Source organism: bacterium, from assembly GCA_030647005.1.
GTDB lineage: Bacteria > Patescibacteriota > Patescibacteriia > JACPHY01 > JACPHY01 > JAUSKG01.
In genome coordinates this window covers 100,766-121,018 of record JAUSKG010000021.1, presented here as the reverse complement: position 1 = coordinate 121,018, position 20,253 = coordinate 100,766, and the positions used below count along the sequence as shown (strand labels likewise).

The following is a 20,253-nucleotide window of genomic DNA, read 5'->3' as shown; positions in this document are numbered from 1 at the left end:
AGCTTACTGGCTGCCCACGCATGAGTTCCCTGTCCGACACAGACCGACGCCCCCTTACGGGAACGTCGGTTTTTCTGTGCTGCAACACCATGAAACTCCTCTCTTCTCGCAAGAAGCATCGTTTGCTCACTATTCCTGCGGTGTGACGACGATGCGGTTTGCGAATGGTGTCCAGGAATTTAGAGATATGTCTACGCACTCATTGGCCCCACTCACGCCAGATGCATCAAAACACAGATTCCCTCCCCCGTTTCCCGGGCAGCTCCCGTTGCAATACCCCCAGTTATCTGTGATCTTGATGCGGGGTTGGTAGATGCAGGCACCGGAGCCGCCGTCTACGCGGGGGTAGTCGGCATCCCAACACCCGGCGGGGCTGATGGAAGCATTGGCATCATTCCATGCACCATCGCAGCGGGTGAGACCTGCTTCGCCTTCGCAGGTGTAGGAGTTGATGAGGTGGACGGCACCTTTGGTGCAGCCGGCAGCACTGGAAGTGCCGAAGGTCGCGCCGTCACACTCGGGGAGGTGGTTGGGGATGGTTGAGTTGTCTATGGTGAGTGCTTGGCGGCCATTTTCTCCCCAATCGAAGTTCACGCTGCGGATGGGCATTTGGTCTGCGTTCGCCTGCATGTAGAAGTAGATGTCCGTGCGCTGGCCGTGCGCGAGGACCACGGGGGCGAGCGCATCCCCGTTGGCATCCTCGGCAAGTGATGTTCCGTTGATCGTCATGGTGTCTTTATATGCAGGGTTGAGCGGCGGAGGATTGTCATCATCGAGCGTGGACGGATCGCCGACGCCGTAGACGACGGGGGCGGTTGGAACATGGCTGCGATGTGCTGGCGCACTCGCGTCTCCGCTAATGTCCCGTGGCGGATCACCTGCAGCGTCTAATAATGTGAAGTAGCCATTGGCGAAGGAGGTCCACTGCCACTGCTGCACGACGCTCGCAAAGACCTCCTGGAGCTCCGCACGTGCGTCCGTGAGCGATTGCGCGGTTGATGCCGCAGTGGCCGTTGCTGCTGTTGACACCGAACAAAGGCCTTCACAGGAGTACGGTGTGCCGGCAAATGTATCCGATGTGGTCGGACGGTTGGGAGGATCTCCCACGAGAGTCGTTGCTTGTCCATCAATGAACCACGGACTGGTTGCAGGAGCAATCGCTGTGTCCGCGCGGCCAAACGGAATTGTCGCCGTCTGCTGTGTGTAGCCGAGGTGAGAAAGCCCATACGAAGACAGTGCCCACGTCCGATCGGTCCAGGGCTTGGAGTCGGGCGACCCGCTTACTTGCGCAACATTGGTGCACCATTCGCGGAAGCGGAAGAAGATGTTGTAGGGAGTATTGCGTGTTTCTGAGCCAGAAGCTGGATCAGCGTCATTGCAATATCCCGTGTCGATGGACATGAGCCGACGTGTAGCAGGATCCCACACGACTCGCACTCCAAGGTATTGTTTGTCTGCCGGTGCAGGTGAGCTTTGCGCACTAGCGTCTGTGAATGTGATTTCAACGCCACTGGTCTGCTCAGTATCGCAGAACGCTATTGCTGTAGGTGCGGTGATGACACTACCGTCAAAACGATGCCTCCCGCTACCGTAGTCGCTCTTATCCCAACACCATACGCCGCCTTTTGTGTCCCAGCCACCAGCGGCGACCGTCGCGCGGCTCTGCTTCTTACCGTTGAATACTTTCGGTACAGGCGAACTGTCGTGTCTATCTCGCTGCGCACACGCGATCCAATCACTTGATTGTCGTAAGGTGATTGTGCCGGGGTTGAAGTCGTTCGCATCTGCATTCGTTGCCGTCATATCGTTCACAAGAACTATGGAGTCCACTTCCCACTCATAGACGAACCGCGGCGATCCATAACTGGTTCCACTCTGGTTAGGATACCAATACGATGACTCTGCCTTTCCGGTGATACGATCATTGAACGAATTTGTTCCCGGAACGCGCTGCACAGAACCATGCACAGGATTGGCAGTGTATGGCCAACGCATCCATTTGCTCACGTCTGCACCCGTGAAGTCATTCGAGAAAATAGAGGCACCCTCCTCAACTACGAAGGTTGGGTTTGTGTACTCACCCTCGATGCGCGCTGCGACGAGGTAGCGTGAAGGGTCAAGAGCAGGATAGTAAGCTGCTGAGGGCGACCGCGTCGGCCCGAGGTTCCCCCGCGCGCGGAGGCACATGTATTGGTTTTGGTTGGTGTATGCGGCACTCTGTTGGCTGAGGCCGACGCCGGGGACGCCGACGAGTTGGCCGACGGGGTAGAAGGTCTTGCAGGGGTGCACGCCTTCCTCGCCGTAGAGGACGATGCTCTCGTCCCATTCGAGGCACTGGCCCGGGAGACCGAGGAGCGGGGTGGCGATTTCCACCGCGCGGCAGACACCGTCGTTGATGTCTGGCGGTTCACTCGTGTTGCAGGAGAGGTTTTCTGAAGGAGAAGGAGGAGAGATGCGCGCGCCGGAAGCGGCCACATCACACTCTTCGCCGTCATATTGCCCGCCGATGCAGATTGCGGCTGGGTAGTCGGTGCCGAGGATGGCGGTCGGCTCGTAGTACCGCGTATTGCCACCCGCGTAGCGCACTTTCGTGTACGAGCACTCGCAGGTTTTATCCTCGTCCGCATCGCAGACGTTCGCCTCGCGGTAGTCGGGGTCTATGGACGTTATTCTGCTTCTGCCCACACTGAAGACGCCGCGATTCTCCGTGGCCGGATATGGCGCGTCGCGCTCCGGATACGCGCGGCAGGTGCGCTCGAGGGGATCGGGGGTTGTGTAGGCCAACTCGATGGCAGTACCGCTTGCATCCAATTGCTCCGTCACGGCAGGTGGCCAGGTGCATAGCGACTTGACGCAGACGCCGCGGGCACTACCCGTAAGGAGGCTTAATGGGCCGCATGCCGCACCTTCCGCTGCGGTATCTACGCAGTGTCCGGCGGTGGTGTCGCTGCACCCGGGATCACCTACCGCGCAGTACACCGGCACGAGGACAAATTCGTCGGCGGTTTTCTTGAGCTGGCGGAGGAACTCGAGCCCAGGACGCAGCGGGATAGCGTAGCCGCTGTACTCGATGCCGGCGTAGGTGCGATCGCGCTGCTGGTACGTCTGGGTCGTGAGGTACGACGGTGCGGGCCGCCGAAGCTCACCACCCTGCTCGCCGACGAGGCTCACGTTCGTGTTGATAAGCACTTTGTTCCCATTTTGCACCGTCTCAAACTCGCCGGCTGGCTCGTACCACTGGATGCACTGGCGATCCGCACGCGCAGCGACGAGGAGGTTTGCGTCGTTTGAGAGCTGGTTGCAGGTGAATGATTGATCGTGGAGTGCTTGGCACTGCGGGGTGTTCATGCACGCCTCACGCACCACCCCACCATCCACGCAGATCGCGTTGTCAGTGCTGTCGCAGTCCGTTTTCTCCGCGCAGGTATTTCCGCCGGTGTCGTTCTGCACAAACCGACCATCGAGGGTCTCGCAGTGTTTCTGCTGCACGCAGCGCTTGCACGCGCTGGGGTTGCGGTCGCAATCAATGGGCGCGCTGCGCTCCGTTGGTGATTCCTCGGCTGCGGCGTAGCTTGCGGCTGCGGACCAGGTCTTGGCGGTGCGCTGCTCCTCTTTCAGGAGCACGCAGCCCGCTTTCTGATCCACGGCACCGGAGCAGCCCGAGAGGTCTATTGTGTTGCGCAGAACGTTGTAGGGTCGTCCGTCCGGATACTTGTTCGAGGTGTCGGCAGGGTCAACGAGCTCCACGCATTGATCGTCTTCTGGTGCACAGGTGCCAACCCAGCCCGCGTAGGCACTGTCGCTGTTCCGACGAATCGCAAACGTGTTTCCGCTCTCGACAAGATTTGCGTAGCATGGCTCATCAGTTCCCTTTTGGAACCACCCCTTCATGACCGAGCCGGACGGGAGCGTCACAGGATCCTTACGGTACTCGCAGGTGCGGTCGTCGCCCGGATTCTTGAAGTACGCGGTCTGCCCGCCGCTCCCGCGGAACGCCTCGCAGAAGAGTGCTTCGTGGGTGCACATCGTGGCGGATGCGCCGGTATACTGATCGGGATCGTCGAGGTAGAAGACATCGGACCATCCGGTCGCGGTTGCGGTCCCTTCGGGCGGATTCGCGCCGCTCCGATCGAGTGTCGGCTTTCCAAACCGCGTGCAGCTCGCGCTTGATTCCTTGCAGCGGAACGCTGGCGCGTCCACGAGGTAGCGGATGGTGTCTGCGGGTGCCGTCACCGTATCGAGGGTGGATCCGGTGGTACCGTTGTACACAACGCTCTCGATCGCATCGGAGTTCTTGGTATCGTAGAACGCGGTGCAGCCCACGGCATCGCAGAGGCGGGAGAAGGAGCGGATGTAGTGCGGTTGCTTGTCGCGGTCGCGGTACTCGCGGCATCCGAGCATGCCCTGGGCCTCCACGGCGGCACCGGACTCGATGGACGCGAGGTCACACGCTGCGGGCGTTTGCCACGAGCGTTTGACGACGTAGGTCTGCTGCGGTGCCGAGCGGAGCGTGAGCTCGTCAATGTAGACCGTGCCGTCGGTGACGGCGAGTAGCAGCTCCGCGGTTGATGGCGGTGTGGTACCCGCGCGAACGAGCAGCGGGCCAACGGTGTACTGCCGCCAGGTTGTTCCGATAGTGACAGCGGGCGGTTCTTCATCGAGAAGTGTGGTGCCTGACACGATACTCACATTCACGCGACCGGTTCCACGCGCGGTGAACGTGAGTTCGTATGCGGTACCGGACTGGAGCTGCGGCGCGGTACACGTGGTCCCCACCAATGTCCCGCCGAGCGATGTGCAGACCTCTGTGGTGGTATTGGTGAGCGTCGTGTTCAGATCGCGGCCTGTCGTTCCCGTCACACGCAAGCTGTGTGCGCCGGCGACCACCGCTTCTGAAACCTGCTGGATACTGGCGCCACCAGTCCAACCATCAAGACCGGCCTCGAACGACGTGACGAGCACACGAGATGCGGCACCGCTCGTGTTGCCGCGGTACGCACGACAGCCCGCGACCTCGGCGCGGCACTGGCCGCTCTGCTCGGGAACGCCCTGGAACGTGCAGCCGGCGCTCGCATCCCAGGTGCCGCCCTTGCGTGTACAAATGGCCTGTTGGTCCTCTGTACCACCAGCGGGTAGCGCATTTCCCACAACGGGTAGCTCGTGTCCAAGCCGGTAGCGCGTGCAGGAATCCGCGATGACGATAGTTTTGGAGAGACGCCGGTAGTTGATCGTACCGTTCTGACTGTAGAAGGCACGGCAGTCGGGAGTGATCTCCGCATCGTACCCGGCATCACCGGGCTCCTTGTCGTACTGCGTCTGACAGCTCGAACTCCCGCCAAACGTGAACGGTGCACTGTTCGTATCGGTGGTGGACGATTTGAGCCGGAACTCGCGAATCTGGTACCCCTCGGCCTCCGATCCCTCCCAGGTGTAGTACGTTGCGGGACTCGCATCCGCGTCCGACGGCTTACGGCAGATACGAAGGTCCGTGAAGTACGCGCGCGATTCTCCGCCGGCGGCGGCCGCGTCGAGATTGGTGAACGCGCTGCAGCCGACATCCGCGGCGGTGCACTTGGTTGCGCTCTCCGGAATGAAGTAGTCAAATGCGTTCCGCACGTCGAAGGTGCTCTCCACCTCGCGGTACGCATCGTAGCCCACGCACTGTGGGAAGCACTGATCTTGGATCGTCACCGTGCCATTCACGATGTCATAGCCGGATGCGATGGGCGTGTAGGCCTCGCATCCGACATCCGCCGGCGTGCACGCGCTCGCGAAGTTCGTGCAGCGCGCGTCGTCGTTGTCCGTGACGAGCGCGCCGCCGGGGGTCATGTCGTAGCACTGGTACGCATCTGGCGCCGCACGGAGGTGCGTGCGAGGCGCGCCGCTCATGTCGCCCTCGTTGAAGGCGGTCGCGGTATCCCCGAGCTCGAGCTGGATTGCGTCGGCCAGCACCGTGCCGTTCAGGCCGAGGAGCTCCAGCGTTAGCCAGCGCGCTGCTGCGGGCATGGTCCATGTGCAGGAGAATCGTTCGTACCCACCGTTCACGGTCGGGAAACCGGTCAGGTAAATCAAGTTCACGTTGGTAATTCCTGCGTTTGTAGCGTTACAAGTCGCGTGAATTCCTGCGACGCGTACCTCGTTGTACATTTCGTCATAAATTTTCATGTACGCGCTCAGTTGCGCGCCGTCTCCCCCCGAAACGTACTTCGCGTACGCCGAGAGTGTGTAGGTCTGCCCGCCGAAGACCACGAGGTCTTGCGCGAGCGTCACCCCCTCCTCATAGTCCGGTTCGATCGCCACCGCACCGTGCGACGGTTCGGTATTCGTGGTCGTACTGGAACCGAGCTCCCACCCATCCGGAACGCCATTGCCGTCGTCGTCCTCTTCAAAGCTCGGGTTGGGGATGAGGTTCGCGTGGAGGTCTTCTACCGCGATGAGCTCCGTGCAGCCCTCGTCGCCATCCACGCAGGTCTGCGCGTTCGCGTTGAAGTAGCGGCGCTCGCCTGCGGCGTTCCATGCGTTGGTGTTGCGAACGGGCTCTGCCGCATACCAGAGACAGCCAGCGTTTCCGGCATCGCACACGCCGTGCTCGACGGTGTTCGTGAGCACCGCGAGCTCCGCGCCGCTGCTGCCGGTGAACCGTTGGCAGCTTGCGGCGTATGAGGGGCAGGATTCGCCGTTGAGGCGCCACACCTGCTGCTCGGCGGCGCAGTAGCCAAACTGCGCGCACGAGCCGTCATCGTTGCGCCGCACGCATGAGCGCGGATCACGACACGTCTCCGCGCGGTACGCGAGCTCGCTCGTCTGGAGCACCTCGGTTGGCGCGGTGAGACGACACTCGTGCTCGGGGTACTTGAGCACCCAGTCCGGATCAATGAGGCCGCAGTACGACGACGTATCGTCGGGAGTACCGCATCGGCCATCCGGTCCGGTCTCATCGAACGCCTCCACGACACGATCGAGTGTCTCGTATGGCGACGTGTTTGCCGGATGGTTCGCCGCAAGCTCCCAACCGATAGGGATGATACGCCAGAGCCGGAGCTTCTCCAAGTTGGATGCGCAGTACGCGCTCGTGAGACACTCGGTGGCATTGCTCTGCTCCTCCTGTGCACCTGCCGGCACGAGCTTCCGCTCACCGTGGAGCCCACCCTGCGCGTCGAGCGCCTGCCGCACCGTCATCCCATTGCGAACGGCAACGGAAAAATCGGTATCGAGGACGCAGGTGTCAAGCGTGCGGTGTGACGGATCGGGGCATGTGGAGAATGTCCCGAGGATGTCGAACGATCCCTGGATGTTGAATGTTGCCTCCTTGAGTGGCGCGAAGGCCTGTACCGCTCGCGTCGCGCGCCCCACGCTTGGGCTGCTGTCAAATGCAAAACCATCAAGCACACTATCATCAGGGTCGAAAATATCGGAGAGGAAGATACCTTTCTCCAGCACCTGCTTCTGGATGAGCTTGATGACCAACGATTGCGCCGTTTGCAGCGTGAGGTTTTTCCCCATTTGCAGGAGCATCGGTAGGAAATAATCCGTCGAGCGAATATCTTCCGCAGCCCACTCTCCCACACTCTCGGCCATCTTCGTTGGCAAACCAACATAATGCTCTGCTGTTTCCTCTGCCACGACTGATGCGGGGGTTTTTGTCCACTCTGCAATCGTTTCCTGAGGCCCAAGATATCCGCTGTCCCGCGTCATCTTGTCGAACTCCTGCTTCGTCTTGCTCAGAGCACCGGTCAATGATGCCTGCATGTCGAGTCCCACCGCGAGGTCGCTCTGGCCGGGCTCAAACGATGCACCGATCCCGGAGAGCTGCTGCTGGATGTTCTGCTCACTCCCAACCCTCGTGAAGCCATCTTTAATCTGCTGCCAGGTGCAGCGTGGCGGCTTGGGGCGGAGACGATCGGCAAGTCCCAGCTTGAGCTGGAGCGCGATCTGCGGGTTTGGCGCGCAGAGAAACTGCTGAAATCCGTTGAAATCACTGATACCCAACCAATCACCGCCGTGGCCGCCGATAGCATCTGAAATGGGAATAGCAGGACTATCAAGTGCACTCAGGAACTCCAGTCCATTATTGAGCGCGAGATCGCCCCAGGACTCCAGTGCGGTCTTCCGATCGAAGAGCGGCATTTGACCCTCTCCTCCCGATGCAATCCATCCCGCCGTATCGGCGAGAATCTGCTGGAGGATGTTCTGCATGACCGTAAAACTTGCGGTCGTGAGCTGGAATCCAACATTCTCCGCGAGCTGTTTCTCGACAATGTCCTTTGCCTGAACGGCATCAATGACCGGCAGTGACGCGTTCGCCGGATACGCTACGCCCACACCCAACAGGACAAACCACACCGTGAAGATGCTCACGGTGATGCGGCGACGGAGCGGCGCATGGGGTGCTGTGTGCGTGCGCATGATGCGCGAGATGATGATGGGGTCTACCGCAAACGTGTCATTTCGATGGAGTCCGCGACTGAGAAATCTCACCCGCCCCAATCTATTGTACCGTGTGAGATTTCTCCACTCGCGGACTCGGTCGAAATGACGAAGGGGGAGGTGGACTCGGTCGAAATGACGGAGGGGGTGAGGACGTACTCGGGGGGGAGGGAGGGCTTAGGGAGGGAGGGGAGGAGCGATATTGCCCAGTCGCATACCGCCCCTCCCCCTCTCGCTCCCCCTCCCCATGAGTACATGGAGAGGGGGAGGATCAGCAGGAATGACGCGAGTGGTGAGAACGCATAAGAATGTTAATTCCTACTGCTGCTCGATGGTTTCCATCGCGCGCTCCCAGAGCTCGAGGATCTGTGTGTCGGTGAGCTGCTCCAGCTGTGCTGCGGGGATGCCGGCCTCCCGGAACGTCTGCCGGATGCTCGCAGGGTCTCGCGGGAGCTGATCCATGGCACGCCGGAGATCAAACGCATCTGCGGGTGTCGCATCCCCGACGGGAGCAGGCGGGGCTACCTCTTCCGCGACGAGCGGTGCGGCGGTGTCGTTCAGTGGTGCCACGCACGTCTTCCCGATCGGACAGTTGGGATTCTCGCCGGCATCAATCTCCTCCTTGTCCGTGCGTCCGTCCGAGTCGGAATCCGCGAGGTAGGGCGAGGTGATGGTGCGCTCAAGCTCGTCGAGGTCTGCGAGGCCGTCTCCATCGGTGTCTGCGGCGGCGAGCGCGGTGCGGCGGGCCGTCTCTTCATCGTCGGCTGCAGTCGCGGAAGGTGTCGTCGGCACATCGGCGACCGCTCGATTGATGGCGGTGCGGAGCTGCGTGACGCCGAGGATCACCGCGACAACGCCGAACAGCACGAGGCCGGCGAGTACGCGCGTTTGCGGTGGTCTTGATTCTCCAGCCATACCTGTGGAAAACTCCGCGCCATAGAAACGATGACGCTCCTCATCGCATGAGGATAGTATGAAACCGTAGAAAAATGGATAATTGATGTCATTGCGAGCCCGAGTCCTCGAGGGCGTGGCAATCCCGTCCACTTGGTTCTGCGAGATTGCAACGTCGCGGACTCCTCACAATGACAGCGCGTTGATATTTTTCTACGATCTCAGTATATCACGGAGCGGCAATCGCGTTGGCGAGTGCTATCCACTGGTGGAGCGTGAGCATAGCGGGCCTGCTCGACGGAGCGACACCGGCGCGTGTCCACACCGCATCACTGGTCCCGTGGAGCGTGTTTACGAGTTGCCTACGCGGGTGCGCAAACCCCTGCTTCATCACCGCGATGAGGTGCTCCCGACCGCTCTCGACGAGCGCGGCGATCTCCTCCGGCGACCGCCACGCGCTGAACACCGCCACCGCGCTCTGCACCTTGGGCGCGGGCCAGAAGTGCGTGCCCGGCACCCGCGCGACACGACGGATGCTCCCGCAGGCGAGCTCAGTGAGCATCGTGGGGAGCCCCCGCTGTCGTTCGGTCCTCCCGATGAGCCGCTCTACTACTTCGTACTGGAGGAGGAGCACGACGCGCTCGGGCGGCGAAAGCGTTCCATCCGCCACGCGATCAAACAAGACGCGGAGGAAGTCCGACGTGATGCTGTACGGGAGGTTCGCGACAATCTTCCGCGTGCCGATGTTGTGTTGGGATAGTAGAAAGCGCAACGTTGTGTGGGGCGTGTGAGATTTCTCGCTCGCGGCATCGCTCGAAATGACAGGAGGAGGGATGGCATCGCTCGAAATGACAACATGCGGGGGCGTGTGTGGACTCGAGAGGATATCAAGGATGTCCGCTTCCACGACGATGACGTTCGCGTACTGCGCGATGCGCTCGCGGAGCAGGGGGACGATGCGATGGTCACGCTCGACGGCGACAACGCGCCCCGCTGCCGGTGCGAGCGCCTCCGTGAGCACGCCGAAGCCCGCGCCGATCTCCAGGATGGTGTCCTCGGGCTGCGGGTGGACCGCGTCAACGATGCACTGGAGCGTCCCCGTGTTGATGAGAAAGTTCTGCCCTGCAGCGCGGTGCGGACGCATGCCCGCCTGCTCACAGAGTGCTTTGAGTGTTGGAACGTGGAGGAGAGACAGATGGCTAGATGTGAGGGGCTATTACGATGCTTCCCTGGCGGAGGATGCACGGGACGGGACTCGTAAGCGCGACGATGGTGGAAGGTGGACATGGCGGGAGATCACCAGCGGTGAGGACGAGCGGTGGTGACTTGAGGTGTCGAACAAAACGCTCGACCTCCGCCACGGTGAATGCCGGCGGCGCACCGGCGATGTTCGCCGACGTCGCAACAATCGGGCGACCGAGGCGACGGCAGAGCGCGCGGGCGACCGGGTGCGACGAGACGCGCAGGGCGATGGTGCGATCCTCTGCCACCACGCCGCGAGCGAGCCGTGCTCCGCTCGCATACGGGAGGACGAGCGTGAGGGGCCCGGGCCAGTGCACGCGAGCGAGCACCTCGGCCTGCGCATTCCATCGCGCGTAACGCTTCGCCATCGCGCGAGATGCCACGATGAGCGGCAGGGATTTCTCCGCGACGCGACCCTTCGCCGCGAACACGCGCGCGACGGCACGCGCGTTGGTCGCATCGCACCCGATTGCGTAGGAGGTCTCCGTGGGGTAAATGAGCACCCCGCCGCTCCGGAGGTGGGCAACCGCACGCTCATTCCTTTCATTGCGAGGAATTCCCATAGTCCTGAGTCCTGTCATTGCGAGGAGTCCGCGAGTGACGGGCAATCCCGGTCATCACCAAGCGGGTGCGCGTGCTGCGGGGTTGGATGGGCCTGTTCATGGCCGGGATTGCTTCGGTCGTGGACTTCCTCGCAATGACAGGGGGTTGGTGGGGGGGGTGGCGCTAGGACTCAGCCGCCACCTTCCGATCCGGCTTCCCCTCGGCCTTCCAGCGGAGGTACTCCTCGACGAAACGATCGAGTTTCCCGTTGAGCACGTCGTCGGGGTTGGATTCCTCGTAGCGCGAACGGAGGTCCTTCACCATCTTGTACGGGTGGAGGACGTACGACCGAATTTGGTTGCCCCACGCCGCCTCCTTGTACTCGCCGCGGAGCACCTGTTTTTCCTCGGCGAGCTTGGCCTCTTCGATGGCCTGGAGTCGCGCCTGGAGCACGCGCATCGCGGTCTGCCGATTCTGCTGCTGCGAGCGTTCGTTCTGGCACGACACGATGATGCCCGTGGGGAGATGGACGATGCGCACCGCCGAGTAGGTGGTCTGCACGCTCTGTCCGCCGTGTCCGGACGAAAGGAATGTATCAATGCGAATGTCCTTCGGATCAATGTTCACCTCCGTTGCTTCCCCGAGGTCCGGGAGGACTTCCACGAGGCAGAACGACGTGTGCCGCCGGTGGTCGGAATCGTAGGGAGAGAGCCGAACGAGCCGGTGGACTCCCACCTCGGATTGGAGGAGGCCATACGCGAAACGACCGCGCACGTCCACCACCGCGGACTTGATGCCCGCTTCTTCGCCACGGTGCTCGTCCACGACGCGCGCAGTCCACCCCTGCGCCTCCGCGTACCGGAGGAGCATGCGGAGGATCATCGCGGCCCAATCCTGCGCCTCAGTACCGCCTGCACCGGCGTGGATCGCGATGATCGCATCGTCCGCATCGTGCTTTCCGCTGAGGAGCGCGCGCACCTCGAGCATCTGGAGCTGGTGTTCGAGCACCAGCACCTGCGGCTCGAGCTCTTCACGGATGCTCTCGGACTGGTCATCGGCGTCGAGGCCCGCGAGCTCCAGGAGATCCGTGGCCTCGCGGTGGAGGTGCTCCCACGTATCCACATCGCTCCGGAGATCTGCCATCCGACGCGTCACCTCCGTCGCGCGATCCCGATCATCCCAGAACCCGGAACGCATCGTCTCCTCCTCGAGGTGTGCGATCTCCTTCTTGCGTCCGGCGAGGTCAAAGGAAGTCCCGCGCAGCGTTGAGGCGCTGCACGAGGGTGTCAAGCTGCCGGAGGAGTTCGGACATGGTCATAGGACAAGCTGCAAGCTGACGGCTGCAAGCGAGAGTCGTAAAACATTCTCTCCTATTTTTCCGGAAACTCACCGAGCGTGACCGGAATCGTGCGCTCGCTTCCATCACGTATGAAGGTAATCTGGACCGTCGCACCTGCACTCGCGCGCGCGATGTGCGAAACGAGCGGGTGCACCTCGTCCACGCGGCGGCCATCCACGGCAATGATGAGGTCGTTGACATGCAGACCGGCGCGATCTGCGGGACTTTCCGGCACGACGGCGACATCGGCGGGAGTCGGCCCACGGACGATGAGTGCGCCGTAGGCGACGGGCAATGATTCGTCCGTGGCGAGTGCCACATCCACCATGACGTAGCGCACACCGAGCCACGGCCGGACGATCCGCCCCTCGCGCACGACGCTCTCGACGGCCTGCGTGACGAGGTTCACGGGGATCGCGAAGCCCACGAGCTGCCCCTCCTGACTCACCGCAGTGTTCATGCCAATGACCTCACCACGGAGGTTGAGGAGCGGACCGCCGGAGTTTCCCGGATTAATCGCGGCATCGGTCTGAATCGCCTCGTGGATCTCCTCGCTGTCGCCGAGTCCATTGCCGGCGATGACGCGACGATTGACCCCGGAGATGACACCCTTCGTGACGGTATTGCGGTACTCCGAAAGCGCGTAGCCAATCGCGATGACGGTCTCGCCGATCTCAATCTCATCGGAGTTGCCGAGCGGAAGCACCGGCAGCGGCTCATCCGCGGAGACCTTGAGGATGGCGATGTCGTGGATGGGGTCCCGATCGAGCACGGTCGCCGTGAGCTCGCGATCGTCGGCGAGTACTACGGCGTACTCCGCGTCATCGTCGAGCACGACGTGCCGATTGGTGACAATGTACCCATCGGAGGTGACGACGAAACCGGAGCCACCGCCCACTTTTCGCAGTGAAGGCCCCGCATCCGCACCGTCGCGCGCAGGTGGCGTGAGAGGGATGCCGAGCTTGAAGAGGTCGCCGAAGTCAAAGAAGTTTCCACGCGGTGTCCGGGAGACATCCTTCCGGACGACAATCGAAACCACCGCCGGCGACGCGGCGCGGACGACGCTGATCGTGGAGGACTCTTCCGACAGACGTACCGCTGCGACGTCGCGGTCCCCGCGCTCCTCGGTGAAGGCGGAGGGGAAGTACGACGTGAGCGGTCCGAGCTTGCCGGTGGCAACGAGCATACCGCCGACAACACCAGAGAGACCACCAACGATGAGGCCGATGACCCCCGCAATGATGAGGAGGTGTTGATCACGTTGCGTATGCATAGCACTGGTACCAGTATAGCATGCGTCTCGCGTACCCGGCGTTCATTTCGTGCTGGTATGACCAGAACGCTTCGCAGTGGCAGAAGGAACACTGCGCGTGCGTCCTCGCTTCTTCTTGCGCGTGTTCGTGAGCGTCTCCAAGACCTTCCGGAAACTTGCGAGACCGTCGAACGATTCGTACACGGAGGCGAACCGCACGTAGGCAACCTCATCCACCTTTCGGAGATGCTTGAGGATCAAGTCACCGATGACCGTCGAGCGCACCTCCGCCTTCCGGAGCAACTGGAGATCGCGCTCGATTGCCGCGACGAGCTTGCGGAGCTCCTCTGCGGTGATCGGACGGCGCTCGAACGCCTTGCGCAGTCCGCCGAGGAGCTTCTCCCGACTGTACGACTCCCGACGACCGTCTCGCTTGAGGATCCCAAGGTCGAGGATAGCAATTTCCTCCAGCGTGGAGAATCGGAAGCTGCACGGCTTCCGAACACACTCACGCCGCCGACGAATCGCGACGCCATCGGGCGAAACGCGCGAATCGAGGACGCGAGTTTCTTTGCTGCGGCATTTTGGACAGTACATAGGAGAGGAAGCCGACAGCCGCAAATTACAAAAACGGGAGTAGGGTCGGAAGCGATTTCTCTAAAAATGTCATTGCGAGCCACGTCCGCGAGGCGTGGCAATCCCGGTCATCTAGAGTACCGTGCTCGCACCTTGTGCCGATATGGCCGGGATTGCCACGTCACTCGCGGACTCGTTTCTCGCAATGACAGGAATGCATGAAGTCCATGATCGAACCCCACCCCCCTCTTCGCATTGTACGCCAACGACAACGAGCCCGAAAGGGCTCGTTGTGTACTCGCTCGCTATCGCTCACCCGAGCTTCCGACGGATGAACGTGGGGATTGCTAATTCCTCGTCCTGATCGCTCACGCCACTGGCGTGGATGGGCTCCTTCTCCGCAGCGATCTCCGCTTCACGCACCTCGCGCTCGTGGATGCGCTTCCGGTCTGTGGACTCCGAGACCCTTCCAAAATACTTGGGCGGTCGGAACGCTGCGCGCTCTGCATTCGCACCCTCGCCCACCGCGCTCGCGGTTGGCTGGTAGGTGGTGTCAAACCCCGTCGCAACCACCGTCACACGCACGGCATCCTTCTTGAGCGTCTCATCAATGGAGACACCGAAAATGATCTTCGCGCTCGGGTCGGCAGACGCGGTGACCACCTCCGAAATCTGCTGGACCTCGTGCATCGTGAGCGATGGTCCACACGCAATCCCGTAGAGGATACCGCGCGCACCGTCAATGCTCGATTCGAGAAGCGGGCTGGAAACCGCCGCCTTCGCTGCGTCCACGGCGCGGTTCTCACCGCTCGCCTCGCCAATGCCCATGAGCGCGGAGCCGGACTGACGCATGACGGTCTTCACGTCCGCGAAATCCACATTGGGCTCTCCGGGAACCGTGATGAGCTCAGCGATGCCACGCACGCCCTTCTTGAGTACCTCGTCGCAAATCTCAAACGCCTCGAGGAGTGAGGTCTTCTTGTCAATAATAGAGAGGATGCGGTCGTTCGGAATCGTCACCAGCGCATCCACGTGCTCGCGCATCTGCTGGTACGCCGCCTCTGCGATCTGCGTGCGGTGGGCACCCTCCCAAGCGAACGGCTTGGTGACGACACCAATGGTGAGGCATCCGAGATCGCGCGCGATCTGCGCAATGAGCGGGCCGCCGCCTGATCCCGTCCCGCCACCGAGTCCGCACGTCACAAACACCATGTCCGATCCGGAGAGTACGTCACGGATTTCGTTCTGACTCTCCTCAGCTGCCTTGCGCCCAACCTCTGGGTCCATGCCTGCGCCGAGGCCGCGTGTGATACTCTTCCCCAGATGAATCTTCTTCTGTGCGAGGTTCTGGTGCAACGCCTGGAGGTCCGTGTTCGCTGCAACGAAGTTCACATCCTTGAGCTTCGAGCGAATGATGCGGTTCACCGCCGAACCGCCACCGCCACCAACACCGATGACCGTGATCTTCGCCGCGGCATCAATCTTTGGCTTCACTTCTCCCATAGATCAGTTTGTGAGGGACCACTGCAAGGCATCACGTTTGCGGCAGTGCCACGATGTTCGAGCGAAATGCGTTTCGCAGAATCGAGGGAGTAGCAGAGCTACTTTGAGATTCGAGAAACGCATTGCAGCCGAACAGCGTGGTGCTGACGCGAAATGGGATGTCTTGCAGGGGTCCCATCATGCAAAACGTCGTAGTACTTCCATACTACGACAAAAACCCGCAACCGGCAATGCGCAGCGTCAAGAGAAGATGCCGCGAACCGCGTGCTTCGTGCGATCAACTATTGTGTTCAGCGGACGGAACATTGCTTGAACCACCGAATTCTTCCGTCCACCACGATCGCCACCTGCTGCCCCCCAGATGACGAGTCCGGTCGCCGTGGCAAAGCCGGGATCGAACACGCGCTCGATCACGCTATCCACAGCACACGGTCTCCCCACCGCGACCGAGAGCCGAAGCTTTCGCCTGGCAACCTCCACGATTCCCGGGAGCTTCGCGCCGGCTCCCACGAGGATAATCCCCGCGGGGAGCGAACCACTGCATCCCGCTACCGTGAGCTCGCGATCAATCTTCTCGAACACTTCCTCCATGCGGGCCTCGATGATCTCCGCGACGTACCGCCGCGAAACACGCTCGGGCTCTCCTCCAGCGACCTCCTCCAGGTCAATCTCCTCCTGCTTCTTAATCCCGCTCGCCATGGCGGTGCCCACCGCGAGCTTCAGACGCTCGGCCTGATCCAGTGCGATCCGAAGTCCAATAGCGATATCGGATGTGACGTGCTCCGCACCAATGGGAATCGTCGCAATGTGGATGACATCACCCTCTTCCTCCACGACGACGGACGTGGTCGTGGCGCCAATGTTCGCCACTGCAACACCGAGATCGCGCTGGCGGGGTGTGGTGACGGCCTCTGCGGTGGCGAGCGAGCCGAGCACGAGGTCGTCAATCACGAGTCCGGCCTTAAAGATGGAGGTCGTGAGATTCCGAATGTGCGTCGAGACGGCCTGGATGATAGATGCCTCCACCTCCAATCGCGCTCCCGTCATGCCTATGGGGTCACGGATGCCCTCCTGGTGATCAAGCGCGTAGACGCGTGGGATGATGTGGAGTACCTCGAAGTTTGGCGGCGTGGCACCGGCCCGTGCCGCCTCGAGCGCGCGCTCGATATCGCCCTCCTGGACCTCCCCGTCCGTTCGTGCGACCGCGACGACACCGCGCGAGGAACGCACCGCGACGTACGGCCCGGACACGCCAACGAACACGCTACGGATCGGCGCGCCGCTCATCCGCTCAAGTTGTTCCGTGGCTGCGGCAATGCTCGCGATCGCGTCCTCCATGCTGGTGACGGTGCCCCGTCGGATGCCTGCGGAGGGTAGCTCCACCGCACCAATGAGACGCACACCGCGTCCGTCCTCCAGGGACTCCCCCGCAACCATGCGAATGGTGCGGGACCCAACGTCAATGCCGCAAATGAGATCGCGCATACCGTTGTTTCAGATTCAGGAGAGGTACGGGAGGAAGATAATACAACCGACGACCACCGCGACGAACGCTGCAAGAAATACCGCGCCGGCGAGAACATCCTTCACATCGCGCGCGTAGTCATGGAGACGGGGCTTCAGGAGATCGAGGAGGTACTCCACGGCACTGTTCACTAACTCTACCACGAGCACGAAACTGCTCACAAGGAGGATTGCTATCCACTCCCAGGGCTGGAGACGTACGAGGAAACCGAGGAAGAGTACCACGGTGAACGCGACGAGCTCGATGCGCACATGACGCTCATGGCGAACCGCCACCGCGATGCCGCGGAGTGCGTGACCGGAGCTCTGGAGAAAACGAGGAGGGAGTGACATGGAGAGGATGCGATCCTTCCGTCATTTCGACCGAGTCCGCGAGCGGAGAAATCTCGTCCTGGGTATCGTGGCCCGCTGTACTGTTGGACGAGATTTCTCCACTCCCTCGAGGACTCGGTCGGTCGAAATGACGGGGGGAGGTCTTGGACTCGGTCGGTCGAAATGACGGAGGGAGGTCTTGGACTCGGTCGGTCGAAATGACGGGGGGAGGTCTTGGACAACGAGGAGGGAGTGACATGGAGAGGATGCGGTCCTTCCGTCATTTCGACCGAGTCCGCGAGCGGAGAAATCTCGTCCTGGGTATCGTGGCCCGCTGTACTATTGGACGAGATTTCTCCACTCCCTCGAGGACTCGGTCGGTCGAAATGACGGGGAGCGTCTCAGGGAGCAACGCTGCGCACGAGCCGCTCTTGGAGCTGGAACATCCGTGCGGCATCGGTTGGCTCGGCGTGGTCGTAGCCGCAGAGGTGGAGCGTCCCGTGGACAAGGAGGCGGATGATCTCCCGTGGCCAGGGCTCCCCCGCGCGCTGCGCGCTGCGCTTGGCAATCTGCGGACAGATGACAAGCTCGCCGAGCGATACGGCATCACCTCCATCGGGGAATGCGAGAACATCGGTCGCGGTATCTTCCCCATGCGTGATGCGATTCGTTTTCCGCATCCGCTGCGTCCCGACGAATGAGACGTCCACGCTCCCCCGCCGACCGCCTGCGCGCTGCGCAGCACGCACCGCGCGAACAACCTGCGCATCGGAGAGTGGTGCGCGCGCGTAGCGGACGATATCCACATCAACGACGTGATGGCGCAGTCGCATGGGTGAATGATTGCAGCATCATCTCGAACGTGCCGGAAAACGGCAGGAGTACCTCGTCGGATTCGTATACAATCTCCAGAACACGAGAAGGTCCAAGGGGGAACCATACGCGCGTCTTCTCATCGGCGTAGCGGAGTCCGACGAGCCCACTCTTCACCGCGACGCGCTCGATGGGCGCGAGCGTCTTGCCGTCCGGACGCTGGCTGATGAAGGTGCCGAGCGCCATGCGCTCGTCATTCTCGTGCACCGTTGCAACGACGCGCTCCGTGGGGAGCTCAGTGGCAATCGTCACCGAACGCTGCGCGAGCTCGGCCGCAACGACGATCCACGGACGCGGGATGAAGATGGACCACCCCTCGTCCTCATGCGTGTAGCGGTAGACGAGCCCGGCATCGAGGAGCGCGGCCGGCGTACGCGCGGCGGGATTGTAGAGGTTGATGAGCTCGAGCGCGTCCACGTATCCGTCGCCATCGCTATCCTGCTCATCCGCACGGAGACCGAACAGTTCTTCTTCGATATCCGAGAGGTCATCGCCATCCGTATCCGGTGCGGTGATCGGTGCAGGAGGCGCAGGGATGACGGGCTCCTCGGGCTGCACGTCGTTCTGCGGAGCGGGTGGCGCAGGCGGCTCCGGGATTTCCGCTGTGGGTGGTGGTTCGACCGGCGCGAGTGGCGGTGGTTCGGTTGGTGGGAGTGACCGCACGACGAGCCACGCGGCGATACCACCACCGATGAGCACGATCGCGAACACGCCACCCCAGATGAACGCGAAACGCCGTCGCGCCGCATCGGGTGCCGGACGCTCTATGCGTGCGGAAGGGATGCGACTCGCCGGTGCCGGTTGCGCCTGCGGGACCTGCGGCGGTACGTAGGGCGCTGGCCGTGGCTGTTCGACCGTGACACCGTCCCGCGAACGCGTGAGTGCGAGGAACTGCTCGGGCATGACGATGTACCGAGGCGTTTGTTTTGACTCGTTCGGCGGGAGCGGCTCCTGTCCGTCACGTTGCGTGTCCATAGGATCTTTGGCGCTCACGCGCCAGCTTCGGAGGGAGGATGAGATACCTCCACCTACGGAGCTAGCGGCACCTCAAAGAGGAGGCCGGGGCCGTTCGGGTTGTACCCGTTGCGCAGCTCGTCGCCATCGCGGTAGGAATCGCCGTCGGTATCTGCGTTGAGGGGATCGGTGTCGTAGGTGACGACCTCATCGTAATCGCTCAACCCATCGGTATCGGAATCCGTACGCATGGGATCGGTGCCGGAGAGTTCCTCATCTGCGTCGGAGAGACCATCGCCATCGGTATCCACCGGCAGCGGAGGTGCCGGCGAAACGGGGGCGGGATCCTCCGGTGCCTCGGGTGCAGGGATCACCTCTACCGAATCGAGCACCGATTCCGGAGGTCCCTCACCACTCACCGCATGATAGAAGAACACGAGCCACACGACGACCGCGATGATGACGATGAGCACGACGCCGCCAATGATGAGGGCGATCCTCTTACCAAGACCGCCGCTCCCCGCGCGTGCGCCCATGGGCGGAATCGCTTGCGCCTGGGAGGATTCCATAGTCGGTGCCGTCACTGGCTCTGGCACATCCGAGAACATATCTTCCGTACCTGCGCCGCCGATCTGAGGTGCAAGCGGCGGCGCGGACGGTGGCGATACCGGAGGCGCTCCCGCGCTCGGGAGATTTGACGGAGGCATACCGGGGGTCTGTTGGGGATCGGGCATATGAATGAAGGATGATGAACGTGGATGCGTAGTAAGTGCTGTCTGTCATTGCGAGGAACGAGTCCTCGAGTGACGTGGCA

General features: G+C 61.9%; 13 protein-coding genes. All 13 read right to left on the bottom strand.

Annotated features, from left to right (window positions below; translation table 11 throughout):
• Window positions 1-129 precede the first annotated feature (129 nt).
• Window positions 130-8,478 (bottom strand): hypothetical protein, encoded by an 8,349-nt coding sequence (locus Q7S96_02795; protein ID MDO8463173.1) that lies wholly within the window; start codon window positions 8,476-8,478, stop codon window positions 130-132.
• Between the two features lie 267 nt (window positions 8,479-8,745).
• Window positions 8,746-9,342, bottom strand: coding sequence for a hypothetical protein (locus Q7S96_02790; protein MDO8463172.1), 597 nt, complete (start codon window positions 9,340-9,342; stop codon window positions 8,746-8,748).
• A gap of 208 nt (window positions 9,343-9,550) precedes the next feature.
• A complete protein-coding gene (locus Q7S96_02785; protein MDO8463171.1) occupies window positions 9,551-10,465 on the bottom strand; it encodes an rRNA adenine dimethyltransferase family protein in 915 nt (304 codons plus the stop codon).
• 55 nt (window positions 10,466-10,520) lie between these two features.
• A complete protein-coding gene (locus Q7S96_02780; protein ID MDO8463170.1) occupies window positions 10,521-11,126 on the bottom strand; it encodes an L-threonylcarbamoyladenylate synthase in 606 nt (201 codons plus the stop codon).
• A gap of 163 nt (window positions 11,127-11,289) precedes the next feature.
• Window positions 11,290-12,418 (bottom strand): peptide chain release factor 2 gene (gene prfB / locus Q7S96_02775; protein MDO8463169.1). Its coding sequence is split into 2 segments (ribosomal slippage): window positions 11,290-12,351 and window positions 12,353-12,418, totalling 1,128 coding nucleotides; the frame shifts between segments, so codons are not numbered across the junction.
• 58 nt (window positions 12,419-12,476) lie between these two features.
• Window positions 12,477-13,718 (bottom strand): trypsin-like peptidase domain-containing protein, encoded by a 1,242-nt coding sequence (locus Q7S96_02770; GenBank protein ID MDO8463168.1) that lies wholly within the window; start codon window positions 13,716-13,718, stop codon window positions 12,477-12,479.
• Window positions 13,719-13,760: 42 nt separating this feature from the next.
• Window positions 13,761-14,294, bottom strand: a complete 534-nt coding sequence (gene nrdR / locus Q7S96_02765; GenBank protein MDO8463167.1) for a transcriptional regulator NrdR — start codon at window positions 14,292-14,294, stop codon at window positions 13,761-13,763.
• A gap of 291 nt (window positions 14,295-14,585) precedes the next feature.
• A complete protein-coding gene (gene ftsZ / locus Q7S96_02760; protein MDO8463166.1) occupies window positions 14,586-15,776 on the bottom strand; it encodes a cell division protein FtsZ in 1,191 nt (396 codons plus the stop codon).
• A 240-nt stretch (window positions 15,777-16,016) separates the two neighbouring features.
• Window positions 16,017-17,261: a cell division protein FtsA gene (ftsA, locus tag Q7S96_02755; protein ID MDO8463165.1), complete on the bottom strand. Its 1,245-nt coding sequence runs from the start codon at window positions 17,259-17,261 to the stop codon at window positions 16,017-16,019.
• A 15-nt stretch (window positions 17,262-17,276) separates the two neighbouring features.
• A complete protein-coding gene (locus Q7S96_02750; protein ID MDO8463164.1) occupies window positions 17,277-17,633 on the bottom strand; it encodes a diacylglycerol kinase family protein in 357 nt (118 codons plus the stop codon).
• Window positions 17,634-18,013: 380 nt separating this feature from the next.
• Window positions 18,014-18,445 (bottom strand): rRNA maturation RNase YbeY, encoded by a 432-nt coding sequence (gene ybeY, locus Q7S96_02745; protein ID MDO8463163.1) that lies wholly within the window; start codon window positions 18,443-18,445, stop codon window positions 18,014-18,016.
• Window positions 18,420-19,460, bottom strand: coding sequence for a hypothetical protein (locus Q7S96_02740; GenBank protein MDO8463162.1), 1,041 nt, complete (start codon window positions 19,458-19,460; stop codon window positions 18,420-18,422). Before Q7S96_02740 ends, ybeY begins: the two co-directional genes overlap by 26 nt.
• 53 nt (window positions 19,461-19,513) lie before the next feature.
• Entirely contained in the window at window positions 19,514-20,146 is a 633-nt protein-coding gene (locus Q7S96_02735; GenBank protein ID MDO8463161.1) for a hypothetical protein, read from the bottom strand.
• Window positions 20,147-20,253: the final 107 nt, after the last annotated feature.

What these genes read in the sequence shown, in the direction of transcription:
- Q7S96_02790 (MDO8463172.1), bottom strand. Translation starts at nt 9,342, where the DNA reads ATGGCTGGAGAATCAAGACCACCGCAAACGCGCGTACTCGCCGGCCTC.
- Q7S96_02785 (MDO8463171.1), bottom strand. Translation starts at nt 10,465, where the DNA reads ATGCGTCCGCACCGCGCTGCAGGGCAGAACTTTCTCATCAACACGGGG.
- Q7S96_02780 (MDO8463170.1), bottom strand. Translation starts at nt 11,126, where the DNA reads ATGGGAATTCCTCGCAATGAAAGGAATGAGCGTGCGGTTGCCCACCTC.
- Q7S96_02770 (MDO8463168.1), bottom strand. Translation starts at nt 13,718, where the DNA reads ATGCATACGCAACGTGATCAACACCTCCTCATCATTGCGGGGGTCATC.
- nrdR (MDO8463167.1), bottom strand. Translation starts at nt 14,294, where the DNA reads ATGTACTGTCCAAAATGCCGCAGCAAAGAAACTCGCGTCCTCGATTCG.
- ftsZ (MDO8463166.1), bottom strand. Translation starts at nt 15,776, where the DNA reads ATGGGAGAAGTGAAGCCAAAGATTGATGCCGCGGCGAAGATCACGGTC.
- ftsA (MDO8463165.1), bottom strand. Translation starts at nt 17,261, where the DNA reads ATGCGCGATCTCATTTGCGGCATTGACGTTGGGTCCCGCACCATTCGC.
- Q7S96_02750 (MDO8463164.1), bottom strand. Translation starts at nt 17,633, where the DNA reads ATGTCACTCCCTCCTCGTTTTCTCCAGAGCTCCGGTCACGCACTCCGC.
- ybeY (MDO8463163.1), bottom strand. Translation starts at nt 18,445, where the DNA reads ATGCGACTGCGCCATCACGTCGTTGATGTGGATATCGTCCGCTACGCG.
- Q7S96_02740 (MDO8463162.1), bottom strand. Translation starts at nt 19,460, where the DNA reads ATGGACACGCAACGTGACGGACAGGAGCCGCTCCCGCCGAACGAGTCA.
- Q7S96_02735 (MDO8463161.1), bottom strand. Translation starts at nt 20,146, where the DNA reads ATGCCTCCGTCAAATCTCCCGAGCGCGGGAGCGCCTCCGGTATCGCCA.